Source organism: Mycobacterium sp. IDUB_17, assembly GCF_055419465.1.
The window spans coordinates 334,670-347,284 of the sequence record NZ_JBVAXS010000002.1 but is presented as its reverse complement, the minus strand read 5'-3'; the positions used below and the strand labels follow the sequence as shown (position 1 = coordinate 347,284).

Below are 12,615 nucleotides of genomic sequence, written 5' to 3'. Positions count from 1 at the left end.
TCCTGCTGCTGGCGGTTGTTTGTCGTAACGCTAGGGAACCGCGGGCATCGTCGGCAGGTCAGAAATGCACAAATATGTTGCTTGAATTGTGCGAAACTGGCACCCATGGTTCTGGTCGGCGATGTCCTGGATGTGCGGCCGCTCGGGTTGGTCGCCGTCGAGGTCTGCCGCCGCGACGCACCGGTCCGCTGGGTGGCCACGAGCGAACTCACCGATCCGGGGCCGTTCCTGGAGGGCGGGGAGATCCTGCTGACCACCGGCCTGGAAACCGGTGACTGGCACGACCAGTGGGACGGCTACGTGCGCAGGCTTGCCGACGCCGGTGTGGCCGCGGTGGGGTTCGCCGTCGGCCTCACCCACGCCGAGACTCCGGCAGAACTCGCGACTGCCTGCCGACGGCACCAAGTGAATCTGTTCGAGGTGCCACGCCGCACCACCTTCGTCGCGATCAGCCGACACGTCGCGCATCTGCTGGAGGAACAGGAGTCCACCGCGACACGCGAGTCCCTCCAGACACAGCGCAAGCTCATCTCGGCTGCGGCCAAACCGGATCCTGCCGTTGCGGTCATCACCGCGCTGGCCGCAGCGCTCGACGGCGCGACATGTCTGATGAACCCCGACGGCCGGGTCGTGACAGGCCCGGTTGGCGCCCGCCGCAACGAGTTCCCGCTCGACGAGGTCGCCCACGACGTCAAACGGTTGCAGGCCCACGGATTGCGTTCGGCTGCAGCACAGTCCAATCCGACGCTCTCCGTGTCGGTCCATCCCATCGGGCTACGCGGCCGGGCGTCGGCCTACCTGGCGGCATTGGCGCCGGCCAGGGCATCGGAGGGACAGCGCCAGGCGGTGACGACCGCGGTGGCCCTGCTGGGACTCATCGACGAACAGGTCCGTAGCCGCGCCACGACCCGGCAGCACCTGCGCAGCCGAGCGCTGGAGCTGCTCGCCGAAAGCGATGACCGCACCGCGCAATTGGTGTTGGAGGTGGACCAGCCGGCGGCCGAACTGCCGAGACACATCCGCTTCCTACGGGCCACGGGGGACGAATCCTCGATCGAGAACGCCGTGGCGTCCCTGGAGCGGCGGGGCATCCTCGCCGGGGTATATGCCGGCGAGCTGTGCGCCGTCGTCGCACCCGCACAGGCAAAAGCAACCGGTTCACAATTGGCCGAGGGTGGACTCCACGTCGGCGTCGGGAATGCGGTGGCACCCGGCGACGGCGCGACCGGTTATCGCACGGCCGGACTGGCACTCGCCCAGGCCACCGAGGTGTCCGGCGTGGTGCTGTGGGACAAAGTAATCGACAATGGCCCCCTGAGTCTGATCGATCCCGAGAAAGCCGCGGCGTTCGCCGAATCCTGGTTGCACGGGCTCGATTCCGAGCAGTTGGAGATCCTGCGTTGCTTCCTGCGCCATCACGGATCGCGCCTGAAGGTCGCCGAGGAACTCGGCCTGCACCGCAACACCGTGCGTAACCGTCTCGCTGCCATCGAGGCGGCGCTGCCCGGCAAGCTCGATGATCCGCAGACCCGGGTGAGCGCGTGGATCGCCCTGCAGTCGGCTCCCGACGACCTCAGGCCTTGAAGTAGACGAACTGGTGACTGGTCGCCAGCAGTGCGCCGGTGCGGCCGAACAGATGCGCGCTCTGATCGAAGTATCCGCCGGAATACCGGTGTGCCCGCGCCGTTCCCAGCACGAAGTCGTCGCCCTGAGTCGCGAGCTGCTCCTCGTCGGCGTGGAAATACACGGAGATCGATACCGTGCCGGCCGGCACGAACTGGCCGTGACGCAGGAAGACCCGCGGATAGAAGATGTCGCTCACCGAGGTCAACGCGGCGAAATCCATCGGCCTGGAAGGTTTGTTGCGCACCCACAGGGTCGTGGTGGAACTTGCCGACTCGGTCGGTTCCCCGCCGATGTCGGGCATCCCTCCGTCGACGAACCGCATGTCGTAGTTGTCGAACCACGCCACACCGAACGGCGGGACCGACGGCACGATGCCCTCGGGCGCCGGGGCCTGCGGCGCGGTGATCTCGGTGTCCGACCACCCTTGGCGTCGCAATCCGAACACCGCGGTGGCGGTGGTCTTGACCTCGCCGTCCTGGCTGAGTTCGACGATCCAGTGCTGATTGGATCGGTTGGTCTTGACGGCCCTGGTCACGATGTCGAACTCGCCGTCGACGATCGGCGCCGCATAGTTCACCGTCAAGGCGATGGGCTGACCGTGCCGTTTCGGGTGCAACTCGACGGCCCGCACCAGGGTCGCAGCCGTGATACCGCCGAACGGGCCGACCATGTTGGCCCACTCCGGCACCGTCCGCCCGCGCCACCGACCGTCACCGGACGGCGAGAGTTCAAGGGCCTTGTCCAAGGGATGCACCCGGCCACAGTACCCAGGCCGCCTCGCGTTGCTCGGCGCCGCCGATGCCACCTTGCAGACCGCACCACCCGGAGGAACACCGTCAAGAAATTTGACGGCAGCCTGGCCAGGTATGGCCAGGAAGACCCTGACGGTCAGCCAGTTCGCTTGGCCGGCGCATAATTCGGCCGCCCCAGCCCGAGTGCCTGCTGCGCGATCATGTTGCGGAACACTTCAAGGGTGCCGCCGTAGATACCGGTCGGACCGGCCAGCCGGAAGATGTACTCGGCGGCGCCGTCGGCGGCCGCGCCCCGCGTCCCCACGGGCAATGCGCCCGCCGATCCGACGATGTCCATGAGATCCGGGGATACCTCGCGCATGGTCTGGGCGATCGCGACGCGCCCGTACATGTCGGGGCTGCTCAGCGCGGCTTCCAGCCGGGCGATGCCCCGGCCCAGCCGATAGCGCGACGCCGCGTCGTCAGGGGCCACGGCGGCCACGCGATCGACCGCCTCGGCCATGAGGTTGATGTGCTCGGTCATGGTTGCGAGCTTCTGCAGGCCGCGGGTCTCGCGTTCGAACGTGCCGTGCTCGAGCTCGAGGGCGCCGCGCAGCACCGTCCAGCCGCCGTTCACCTCACCGACGCGGTACCGGTCGCTGACCCGGACGTCGCTGTAGTAGGTGATGTTGGTGCGGTCTCCGTCGACGGTGCGCAGCGGCTGGATCTCGACGCCGGCGGATTCCAGCGGCACCAGGAACATCGTGAGGCTCTTGTGCTTCGCCGCGGCCGGGTCGGTGTTGGTCAACAGGAACACGTACTGGGCGTTGTGCGCGTTCGAGGTGAACAGCCGCCGTTGATAATCCAGCTCTCGCCATCCCGCACCGCCCGGGTCTTGCAGGTCGCGACGTCAGACCCGCCCTCGGGTTCGGTGTAGCCCAGGCACAGCCGCAAGCTCCCGTCGAGGACACCCGGCAGCACCTCGTCCAAAAGCTCGGCCGAGGCGAACTTCTCCACCGTGTGGGCGACCATCGCGGTGGTTCCCCAGTGGAACCACGGGGTGTGGGCCCGGCCGATCTCCAGTTCCCAGATCCGGCGCCGGACCGCGCTGAACCCGCCGTCGGCCTCGGCCTGGTAATCACCGGCCAGGTACCCGGCCGCACCGAGGGCCAGATGCACTGTCTCGTCGAAGTTCTCACCTGTCTCGCGGTCACGCTCGATCACCTCGTCGGTGACGACCCGGGCCAGAAACGCCCGCAGCTCATCGCGGAAGGCCAGGTCCTCCTCGGACAGCTCGACATGGGAGAAATCCACCAGCACACCGTGACACTTCTAGGCTCATTTGTAAATGAGGTCTCGCCACTTCGACGCCGCCGGCAGAAATCATTCACGATGGAGACCTCACAAATCTCGGCCAGGGAGCGTCTACAGGGTGTGACAGCCAAACCGCCTTTCGAGACCGTGGTTCGCGACCACGGCCCCACCGTCTATCGGGTGTGCTGCGCCATCGTCGGCGCGCACGACGCCGACGACGCCTGGTCGGAAACGTTCCTGGCGGCGTTGAAGGCCTACCCCGACCTCCCCGCCGATGCCAATTTCGAGGCCTGGCTGGTCACCGTCGCGCACCACAAAGCCATCGACATCACCCGGACCCGGACGCGCCAACCCATCCCGACCGACGTCGTCCCCGAAACATCGAGCCCCCGCACGGCCGAGAACTTCGACGACCTGGCCGCCGCGGTCGACAGGCTTCCCCACAAACAGAAACACGCGGTCGCCTACCACTACCTGGCCGGCCTGCCGTATGACGAAATCGCCGAAATCCTCGGCGGCAGCGCTGCGGCCGCACGCCGCGCCTCCAGCGACGGGATCGCCACGCTACGACGCACCTACCTCACCGAACTCACCGAGGTCGACGCGCCCAGGAAAGGAGAGACCAATGAGTAACGACGACGGCATCGTTCGCGAGCTGGCCCGAATCACCCAACCCGGCCCCGGCAAGCTGGCCGAGTTTCACCACCGACTCGCGGCCGCCGCCCAGCGCGACGGTCTCCTCGACATCGCCTACCGCACAGTCGATACCCCCGTCGGGCCGCTGCTGCTGGCGGCCACCGAGCAGGGCCTGGTCCGCGTCGCCTATGCCCGCGAAGACCACGACACCGTGCTGCAGCACCTCGCCGACGAGGTGAGCCCGCGCATCCTGCAAGCACCCGCCCGCCTCGACACGGCGGCCCGCGAACTCGACGAGTACTTCGCCCGCACGCGACGCACCTTCGACCTGCCGCTGGACTGGCGGCTCGCCGCCGGATTCCGCAGCACAGTGCTGCATCACCTGCCCGAGATCGACTACGGGCAGACCGCCAGCTACGCCGCCGTCGCGGCCCTGGCCGGCAGCCCCAAAGCGGTTCGTGCTGTCGGGACGGCCTGCGCGAAAAACCCACTGCCCGTTGTCATCCCCTGCCATCGCGTCGTCCGCAGCGACGGCGCGATGGGCGGCTACCTCGGCGGTCCGGAGGCCAAGCGCCTGCTGCTCGACTTGGAGGCGGCGGCATGAACGGCACGAATGCCTGGCAGCAGCGGGTAGATCTCATCGACTGGAGCCGTGTCGGCGATGAACTCGACAACACGGGATGTGCGCTGACCGGGTCACTGCTGACTCCGGCGGATGCCGCCGACATCGTCGCGCTCTACCCCGAGGTGGCCCGGTTCCGATCGACGATCGACATGGTCCGCTACCGGTTCGGCGAGGGCCAGTACCGCTATTTCCGGCAGCCCTATCCGCCGGCCGTGACAGCACTGAAGAAGGCGCTGTATCCCCACCTGCTGCCGATCGCCCGCACGTGGTGGGCTCGGCTCGGCCGCGAGGCACCATGGCCGGATGACTTCGACGACTGGCTGCGGATGTGTCATGATGCCGGTCAGACCAAGACGACGGCGATCCTGCTGAAATACGGTGCCGGGGACTGGAATGCGCTGCACCGCGACCTCTACGGCGAGTTGATCTTCCCGCTACAGGTCGTGGTCAATCTGACCGACCCGGACGTCGACTACACCGGCGGCGAGTTCCTGCTTTACGAACAACGACCCCGCGCACAATCGCGCGGCACCGCCACTGTCATCCCCCATGGGCACGGCTTGGTATTCACCACCCGCGACCGACCGGCCAAGTCGGTACGGGGCTGGTCGGCGGCACCCATCCGGCACGGCGTCTCGACGGTCCGTTCCGGGACCAGGTTCACCCTGGGCCTGGTCTTCCATGACGCGGCATGAGTCTGTACACCCTGATCGGCGCCGACGGTCATCCCCATCGCAGCAACACACCGGGAACCGTTGGGGGACACCGCGGTAGCAAGATCTACGGCTGCCTCGACTGCCCGTCGGCCCTGCGCGCCATCGCTGCCGGCGGCTACGTCAGACACCGGGTGTTCTTCGCCGACGCGCAGGCCGCTGTATCGGCGGGGTACCGCCCGTGCGCCGTGTGCCTGCCCGACGCCTACCGGCAGTGGAAGGCCGCGGGGTCTAGCTCGTAGGCACCGGGATCGCCGCCGTGTCGTCATCATCTGCGCGGGGCACCTGTCGCGGCGCCGGCTTGCGGAAGTGGTTGTCCCCGCGGGGATACACCACCTGCGGCCACCAGAACCAGCGGCCCAGCAACGTGGCGATCGACGGCATCAGCAGCGACCGCACGATCAACGTGTCCAGCAGCAGGCCGATCGCGATCGTCGACCCCATCTGGGCCAGCACGACGAGGTCACTGCCCAGCATGGCCGCCATGGTCGCCGCGAACACCATACCCGCCGAGGTCACCACGCCGCCGGTGCCGCCCATCGAGCGGATGATGCCGGTCTTGAGCCCCGCGTGGATCTCCTCCTTGAACCTGGAGACGAGCAGCAGGTTGTAGTCCGATCCGACCGCCAACAGGATGATCACCGACATCAACATGACCAGCCAGTGGACATGGATCCCGAACAGGTACTGCCACAACAACACTGAGATGCCGAACGACGCCGCGATCGAACTGGCCGCCGTTCCCACGATCACCAGGGCCGCCACGGCGCTGCGGGTCAGGATGAGCATGATGATGAAGATCAGCGTCAACGCCGACACCACGGCGATCATCAGGTCGTAGCGGGCTCCGTCGCTCATGTCCTTGTAGGTGGCCGCGACGCCGCCGAGGTAGATCTTGGCGTCCGACAGCGAGGACATCTTCAGGCCCTCCTGCGCAGCGGTGCGCTCGGCATTGACCCGCGCGATACCCTCCGGCGTCGCCGGGTCGGTCTGGTGAGTGATGAACATCCGCGCCGACTTGCCGTCGGGCGAGAGGAACATCTTCAGGCCACGCTCGAAGTCCGGGTTCGTGAACGCCTCCGGCGGCAGATAGAACAGGTCGTCGTTCTTGGCCTGATCGAAGCTCTCACCCATCGCCAGCGCGGTGTCGTTCATCGCCTGCATCTGGTCCAGCAGCGCTTTCTGCGAGTTGTACGACGCCAGCGACAGGTCCCTGCTGGTTTTCATCGACGCGATCGTCTGAGGAAGCAGCGCAGTCAGTTTCGGAGCGAGGTCCGCCAGTTGATCGGTGTTGAGCTGCACCGACGAGGTCTTGTCGGTCAGCTCATCGATCCCGTCGAGGGCATCGAAGACCGACCGTGCCGCCGAGCACATCGGGATGTCGAAGCAGTGCGGTTCCCAGTAGAAGTAGTTACGCATGGGCCGGAACTGGTCATCGAAATTCGCGATGTTGTCCCGCATCTTCTTGGTGACCTCGAGTAGCTCCTGCGACTTGGCCGCCGAGTCCTGCGTGAGCTTGGTCTGTTGAAGGGACAGCTGGTACTGCTGCTCCAGAATCGAGATCGAGACGTTCGTCGCGTCGATCATCTTGAGCTGGTTGTCCAATTGATCCCGCTGGAACGGCAGGTTCAAATTGCTGGTCTGGCCCTGGATGGCGGTCTGGAACGGAATCGAGCTGTGCTGGATCGGGATACCCAGGGGGCGGGTGATGCTCTGCACCATCGCGATGCCCTCGGTACGCAGCACGTTCTTCGCGACGCGGTCCAGCACCAGCATGTCGGCGGGATTCCGCATGTCATGCGTCGATTCGACCATCAGGATGTCAGGATTCATCCGGGCCTGGCTGAAATGCCGGTCGGCAGCAGTGAATCCAACGTTCGCCGGCGCATCGGCCGGCAGATACCAGCGGTCGTTGTAGGCGGGTTTGTAGCCGGGGACGGCCACCACACCGATCAGCACCACGAACGCGCTGGCCACCAGGACCGGTGCGGGCCAACGGACCACCGTGGTGCCGACCCTGTACCAGAACCGGCCCTTGGCCTCCTTTTTCGGCTCGTACAGGCCAACTTTGCTCCCCAGGTACAGGACCGCGGGACCCATCGTCACAGCGGACGCCACGACGACGATCATGCCGATGGCGACGGGGGCGCCCATGGTGCTGAAGTAGGGAAGCCGCGCGAAGCTGAGGCAGTAGGTGGCCCCGGCGATAGTCAGGCCCGACCCGATGATGACCGGGGCGACGGACTTGAACGTGGCGTAGTAGGCGTCTTCTCGGTCCAGCCCCTGGCTACGGTCCTCACGGTAGCGGCCGAAGATGAAGATGCCGTAGTCGGTCGCGGCGGCGATGGCCAGCATCGTGAGGATGTTGCCGGCGAAGGTTGTCAGCCCGAACACGTCATGGCTGGCCAGAACCGAGACCAAGCCGCGCGACGACAACAGCCCCACACCGGTCAACAGCAACTGCACCAACGTGGTACGGATCGACCGGTAGACGATCAGCAGCATCACCGCGATAGCGATCAGCGTGTAGAGGGTAATCGTGGCCAAGCTCGCGTTGCCGATGACGTGCAGATCATCGGTCAGCGCCGCCGGACCCGCGACGTAAGCCTGCACGCCCGGCGGGGCCGGGGTTTCCTTGATGACCTCGCGGACCTTCTCCACGCCTTCGTTGGCGAGGGTCTGCCCCTGCTCGCCTGCGAGGTTCAACATCACGTAGGACGCTTTGCCATCGGCGCTCTGCGCCCCGGCCGCGGTGAGTGTGTCACCCCAGAAGTCTTGGATGTGTTGGATGTGCTCGGGATCCTCACGCAGCTTGCGGATGATCTCGTCGTAGTACTTGTGCGCGTCGGGGCCCAGCGCCCGGTCGCCCTCCACCACGATCATGACCGTGCTGTTGGAATCGAACTCACCGAAGTTCGCGCCCATGCGCTTCATGGCGATCATCGACGGCGCATCCTCGGGCGCCATCGGCGCCGAGTGGAGTTCGCCGACCACCTCGAGCTGCGGCGCGATGACGTTCACGACGACGGCGAAGGCGATCCAGAACAGCACCACCGGAATGGACAGGATTCGCAGCATGTGGGCGAAGTAGGGGCGGTGACCCCGATCGTTCTTGGCGTGGGCAGCTGTGGAAGACGTCATGCGGACTTCACCAGGCAGTAGGTCTGGGGTTTGATCCCATTGGCTGATTGCTCCTCGCGGACAGCGCCGTTCACGGTGACGCGGCATCCGATTTCGCTACCGTCGCCCAGGGCCATGAGGTTGGCACTCACGGTGGGCAACGTGGTCGACAAGGTCACCGACCACGGCAGCGACGTAGTCACGGAATGCACCTTGGCGTCCGGGTCGAAATAGCTGATCTGAGCGGTCGACCCGGGCGGCCCATACACGTCGTACACCAGGACCTTCGGATTGAACTGAACGATCTCGATGCCGGCGCCGGCGTTCGCGTTGAGATCCTCGGAACCGAACATCCGGTGCAATCGTGAGACCACGAGGCCCGATACAGCCAGTACGACAATCAGAACCAACGGAATCCACGCGTGTTTCAACACACGACGAGCTCCCCGACCAGGACTCACCGATACCTCCCGACGATTACCCGAACCCGCCGACGGCGATGACCCGCCCCGGCGATCGGCGAATTAGTTCGAATAACTATGTACAGCGGAGACAAACGTTACACCGGTCCACAACCCGTCGCAGCAGTGACCTATTTCCTGTGAACTTGCTGAAAGAAAGCTTGGTGCACCAGCTTTGGCCATGCGGCCCAACATTTGTCGGCATCCCTGCCCGCCGGCCATTTGGCATCAGCTACCTAGATCAACTATTATTATTCATAGATATTCTATGCATTAGTTGGGAGGTTGTCTGAGGTTGGACAACGACACGGACCCACGGTCCGACAGTCAGGACGCCACTCGGTTCGTCAACACGGTACTGCCCTGCATCGAGCAGATCCGGGGTCGTGCGCGGCGACTGACCCACAACACGTTTGACGCCGAGGACCTGATACAAGAGACAATGCTCAAGGCCTACAGCGGATTTCACACCTTTCAGCCGGAGTCGAACGCCCGCGCCTGGCTCTTCCGGATCATGTACAACAACTGGGTCAACGCTTACCGCACGCGTCAACGGGGCGTGGCCGAGCAGCTCTGTGAGGATTTCACCGATTGGCAGATGTCCGCCGAGGCCCGCCACACCTCTTCAGGCCTGCGGTCAGCCGAAGTGGAAGCCCTCGAGTCCATACGCGACGACGAGGTCGCCGATGCGCTTTGCGCCATACCGGCAGTCAACCGCGTGACGGTATACCTCGCCGATGTGGAAGGCTATCCCTACCGCGAAATCGCCTCTCTGATGGGAACTCCCATCGGAACCGTGATGTCGCGGCTAGCACGTGGCCGCCGCCGACTGCGCGAGCTACTCAGTGACGTCGCCAAGGACCGGGGCATCATCCGTCTCCCAGCAAACGGCGCTGGCCCGTTGCCGCAATCGACCCTATAGCCAAGGCCAAGCTCTGTACGCGAATCAGGCTGCGGTGCAGGGCAGTCGATCGCAGTCGAACCCGCCGGCCACGCCGGCGTCAATGAGCCGGGCACGGAGATTTCGCCGCCCCCGATGCAATCGCGACATCACCGTCCCCACCGGAATCTGCAGGATCTCGGCGATCTCCTTGTACCGGAATCCTGCAACGTCGGCGTAGTAGACGACGATGCCCTGCGATTCCGGCAACGCCCGCATGGCCTCACGCACGTCGTCATCGCCCAGCGATTCCAGCGCCGCCAGTTCGGCCGAGACCACGCCCAATGGGGACCGTAAGGCCACCTCCGCGAGTTGCGCATCCGAGAGCTCGTCGGCGAAGACCTCCTGCGGTCGCCGCTGCGCAGTCCGGTACGAGTTGATCCACGTGTTCGTCAGAATCCGGAACAGCCAGGCGCGGATGTTGGTGCCGTCCCGGTACGTGTGAAAACTGCTGTACGCCTTGACCATCGTCTCCTGAACCAGGTCTTCGGCATCGGGCACGTTGCGCGTGTAACGACGCGCGGCCGCGAAAAGCTGGTCCACCAACGGCAGTGCATCGCGCTCAAACCGCTCCGCACGACAATCGTCAACACTCATGTGCACGCCCGTGCTCATCGGCATGGCCCCCGCTCCTGCCACTGCTCATATCGCTGGCCTCAAACACTTCGCCACTCGAAACTATTCGGCGCCGCAGCCGACCCCCAGGGGGATTACCCCCAGGTTCGGGGCGGTTTTCCACACCCCAGCGGTCGTGCCGAACTCTCATGCACGCAGCATGACACCTCAACCCAAGTTGAGGTCAAACGATTTTTCGTCGCCAATCTCTTTGCGGCTGTTGCACTTCAGCGCCCCGATATTGACTCCACGGCAGATTGTTCCGACGGCGGTGTGCTCAGCAGGTTTCCTGCCCGGCGGGATCGAACCGGCCGTCACGCACGCGTCCACGTCGTTCATCGGCGATACGCCGGGAAACCCGGCGGCTCCCGCTTTAGGCTCATCGCTTATGAATCGAGTCGATCGCTTCTTCGAGATCTCAAGCCGTGGTTCAACGGTCCTTTCCGAGATCCGCGGAGGCCTGGTCACCTTCATCGCGATGGCCTACATCATCGTGCTGAACCCGGTCGTCCTCTCCGGCTCCGCCGACGTCGCGGGCAACAAGCTGCAGTTCGCACAAGTCTCGGCCACCACCTGCCTGGCGGCGGGCGTGATGACCATCCTGTTCGGGATCATCGCGCGGCTGCCGTTCGCGTTCGCCGCGGGACTGGGCATCAACTCATTTCTCGCCACGACCGTGGTGGGCACGGTCACCTGGCCCGAAGCAATGGGCCTGGTGGTCATCGACGGCCTGATCATCGTGGCGCTGGCGGCCAGCGGGTTCCGCCGTCTGGTGTTCGACGCCGTCCCGATGCAGCTCAAACTCGCGATCACCGCGGGCATCGGCCTGTTCATCTTGTTCATCGGACTGGTCGACGCCGGATTCGTCGGCTCGACCGGCCTGCCCTCTCCCCCGGTCGGGCTCGGCACCGGTGGCGTCGGCTCCATCAACACCGTGCCCACGGTCGTGTTCGTATTCACCCTGCTGGTCACCGGCATCCTGGTGGCCCGGAAAGTTCGCGGCGGCATCCTGATCGGCCTCGTCACCGGCACCGTGGTGGCCGTGATCGTCGAGGCGATCTGGCACCTCGGCTCGGCACAGGACAAGACCGGCGGTTGGGGTCTGTCGGTACCGAGCCTGTCCGGCTCACCGTTCGCACTGCCCGACTTGTCTCTCGTCGGCGACGTCAGCCTCGGTGCCTTCAGTCGGATCGGCGCACTGGCCGCGATCATGCTCGTGTTCACGCTGGTGTTCGCCAATTTCTTCGACGCCATGGGAACCATGACGGGGCTGTCCCGGGAGGCCGGCCTGTCCGACGCCCAGGGCAATTTCCCGCGGCTGAAATCAGCCCTGATCGTCGAAGGCGCCGGCGCCGTCGTCGGCGGCTCCTCATCGGCATCGTCGAACACCGTCTTCATCGAATCCGGCGCGGGCATCGAGGAGGGCTCCCGCACCGGGTTCGCCAACCTCATCACCGGTGCGCTGTTCCTTGCGGCCATGTTCGTCGCCCCGCTGGCCTCGATCGTGCCCACCGAGGTCGCCGCCGCGGCCCTGGTGATCGTCGGCGCCATGATGGTGTCGCAGCTGCGTCACATCGATCTGTCGGAGTTCTCGGTGGCCCTGCCAGTGGTGCTCACCGTGGCCACCATGGCGTTCAGTTATTCGATCGCCAACGGCATCGGTGTCGGCTTCGTGGCCTGGGCGGTATTGCGGTCAGCCGCGGGCAAGGCCCGCGAGGTCAGCCCGCTGCTGTGGATCGTGGCGGCCGGCTTCATCCTCTACTTCGCCCGCGGCTGGATCGAGTCGCTCATCGGCATGTAGGGGCCGGTAGCCTTCACGGTCATGGGGATGACC

General features: G+C 65.4%; 12 protein-coding genes and 1 pseudogene. 7 read left to right on the top strand and 6 right to left on the bottom strand.

The genetic code is table 11. From position 1 onward, the window contains the following. Positions 1–105 precede the first annotated feature (105 nt). Positions 106–1,584, top strand: a complete 1,479-nt coding sequence (locus tag ACZYZ7_RS08840) for a PucR family transcriptional regulator (RefSeq protein ID WP_463740688.1) — start codon at positions 106–108, stop codon at positions 1,582–1,584. Here ACZYZ7_RS08840 and ACZYZ7_RS08835 read toward each other — a convergent pair. Together ACZYZ7_RS08835 and ACZYZ7_RS08830 are read right to left on the bottom strand one after the other, a co-directional pair. Further along, positions 1,574–2,380 carry an acyl-CoA thioesterase gene (locus ACZYZ7_RS08835; RefSeq protein ID WP_135451836.1) on the bottom strand — a complete coding sequence of 269 codons (807 nt, stop codon included), beginning with the start codon at positions 2,378–2,380 and terminating at the stop codon, positions 1,574–1,576. The two genes, ACZYZ7_RS08840 and ACZYZ7_RS08835, sit on opposite strands and share 11 nt — an antisense overlap. A gap of 134 nt (positions 2,381–2,514) precedes the next feature. Next, positions 2,515–3,671 (bottom strand): annotated as a pseudogene (locus tag ACZYZ7_RS08830) (acyl-CoA dehydrogenase family protein). Between the two features lie 78 nt (positions 3,672–3,749). On the opposite strand from ACZYZ7_RS08830, the gene ACZYZ7_RS08825 reads away from it, so the two are divergent. From ACZYZ7_RS08825 to ACZYZ7_RS08810, 4 genes are read left to right on the top strand one after another with little or no spacing between them, the layout of a single operon-like run. Then, entirely contained in the window at positions 3,750–4,304 is a 555-nt protein-coding gene (locus tag ACZYZ7_RS08825; RefSeq protein ID WP_135451834.1) for an RNA polymerase sigma factor, read from the top strand. Further along, a complete protein-coding gene (locus ACZYZ7_RS08820) occupies positions 4,297–4,911 on the top strand; it encodes a methylated-DNA--[protein]-cysteine S-methyltransferase (RefSeq protein ID WP_450069498.1) in 615 nt (204 codons plus the stop codon). The genes ACZYZ7_RS08825 and ACZYZ7_RS08820 overlap by 8 nt, the downstream gene beginning before the upstream one ends. Then, positions 4,908–5,627 (top strand): 2OG-Fe(II) oxygenase, encoded by a 720-nt coding sequence (locus ACZYZ7_RS08815; protein ID WP_463740687.1) that lies wholly within the window; start codon positions 4,908–4,910, stop codon positions 5,625–5,627. The genes ACZYZ7_RS08820 and ACZYZ7_RS08815 overlap by 4 nt, the downstream gene beginning before the upstream one ends. Further along, positions 5,624–5,887, top strand: coding sequence for an Ada metal-binding domain-containing protein (locus ACZYZ7_RS08810; RefSeq protein WP_135451831.1), 264 nt, complete (start codon positions 5,624–5,626; stop codon positions 5,885–5,887). Before ACZYZ7_RS08815 ends, ACZYZ7_RS08810 begins: the two co-directional genes overlap by 4 nt. On the opposite strand, the gene ACZYZ7_RS08805 is transcribed toward ACZYZ7_RS08810, so the two are convergent. Further along, positions 5,877–8,786, bottom strand: a complete 2,910-nt coding sequence (locus ACZYZ7_RS08805) for an MMPL/RND family transporter (protein WP_463740686.1) — start codon at positions 8,784–8,786, stop codon at positions 5,877–5,879. The genes ACZYZ7_RS08810 and ACZYZ7_RS08805 overlap by 11 nt on opposite strands. Beyond that, the gene (locus ACZYZ7_RS08800) at positions 8,783–9,199 is read right to left on the bottom strand and encodes an MmpS family transport accessory protein (protein WP_463740685.1); all 417 of its coding nucleotides are present in this window, start codon (positions 9,197–9,199) and stop codon (positions 8,783–8,785) included. The genes ACZYZ7_RS08805 and ACZYZ7_RS08800 overlap by 4 nt, the downstream gene beginning before the upstream one ends. A 322-nt stretch (positions 9,200–9,521) precedes the next feature. On the opposite strand from ACZYZ7_RS08800, the gene ACZYZ7_RS08795 reads away from it, so the two are divergent. Then, on the top strand, positions 9,522–10,148 hold the full coding sequence (locus ACZYZ7_RS08795) for a sigma-70 family RNA polymerase sigma factor (protein ID WP_463740684.1): 627 nt from the start codon (positions 9,522–9,524) through the stop codon (positions 10,146–10,148). Positions 10,149–10,172: 24 nt separating this feature from the next. On the opposite strand, the gene ACZYZ7_RS08790 is transcribed toward ACZYZ7_RS08795, so the two are convergent. Further along, the gene (locus ACZYZ7_RS08790; protein ID WP_463740683.1) at positions 10,173–10,787 is read right to left on the bottom strand and encodes a sigma-70 family RNA polymerase sigma factor; all 615 of its coding nucleotides are present in this window, start codon (positions 10,785–10,787) and stop codon (positions 10,173–10,175) included. Between the two features lie 162 nt (positions 10,788–10,949). Beyond that, positions 10,950–11,120 carry a hypothetical protein gene (locus ACZYZ7_RS08785; RefSeq protein ID WP_167857689.1) on the bottom strand — a complete coding sequence of 57 codons (171 nt, stop codon included), beginning with the start codon at positions 11,118–11,120 and terminating at the stop codon, positions 10,950–10,952. A gap of 49 nt (positions 11,121–11,169) precedes the next feature. Here ACZYZ7_RS08785 and ACZYZ7_RS08780 point away from each other — a divergent pair, with 49 nt between their 5' ends. Beyond that, positions 11,170–12,582, top strand: coding sequence for an NCS2 family permease (locus tag ACZYZ7_RS08780; protein ID WP_135451829.1), 1,413 nt, complete (start codon positions 11,170–11,172; stop codon positions 12,580–12,582). Positions 12,583–12,615: the final 33 nt, after the last annotated feature.

Coding starts and splice junctions, on each gene's coding strand:
- ACZYZ7_RS08815 (WP_463740687.1), top strand. CDS start 4,908: ATGAACGGCACGAATGCCTGGCAGCAGCGGGTAGATCTCATCGACTGG.
- ACZYZ7_RS08780 (WP_135451829.1), top strand. CDS start 11,170: ATGAATCGAGTCGATCGCTTCTTCGAGATCTCAAGCCGTGGTTCAACG.
- ACZYZ7_RS08785 (WP_167857689.1), bottom strand. CDS start 11,120: ATGAACGACGTGGACGCGTGCGTGACGGCCGGTTCGATCCCGCCGGGC.
- ACZYZ7_RS08825 (WP_135451834.1), top strand. CDS start 3,750: ATGGAGACCTCACAAATCTCGGCCAGGGAGCGTCTACAGGGTGTGACA.
- ACZYZ7_RS08810 (WP_135451831.1), top strand. CDS start 5,624: ATGAGTCTGTACACCCTGATCGGCGCCGACGGTCATCCCCATCGCAGC.
- ACZYZ7_RS08805 (WP_463740686.1), bottom strand. CDS start 8,786: ATGACGTCTTCCACAGCTGCCCACGCCAAGAACGATCGGGGTCACCGC.
- ACZYZ7_RS08820 (WP_450069498.1), top strand. CDS start 4,297: ATGAGTAACGACGACGGCATCGTTCGCGAGCTGGCCCGAATCACCCAA.
- ACZYZ7_RS08790 (WP_463740683.1), bottom strand. CDS start 10,787: ATGCCGATGAGCACGGGCGTGCACATGAGTGTTGACGATTGTCGTGCG.
- ACZYZ7_RS08840 (WP_463740688.1), top strand. CDS start 106: ATGGTTCTGGTCGGCGATGTCCTGGATGTGCGGCCGCTCGGGTTGGTC.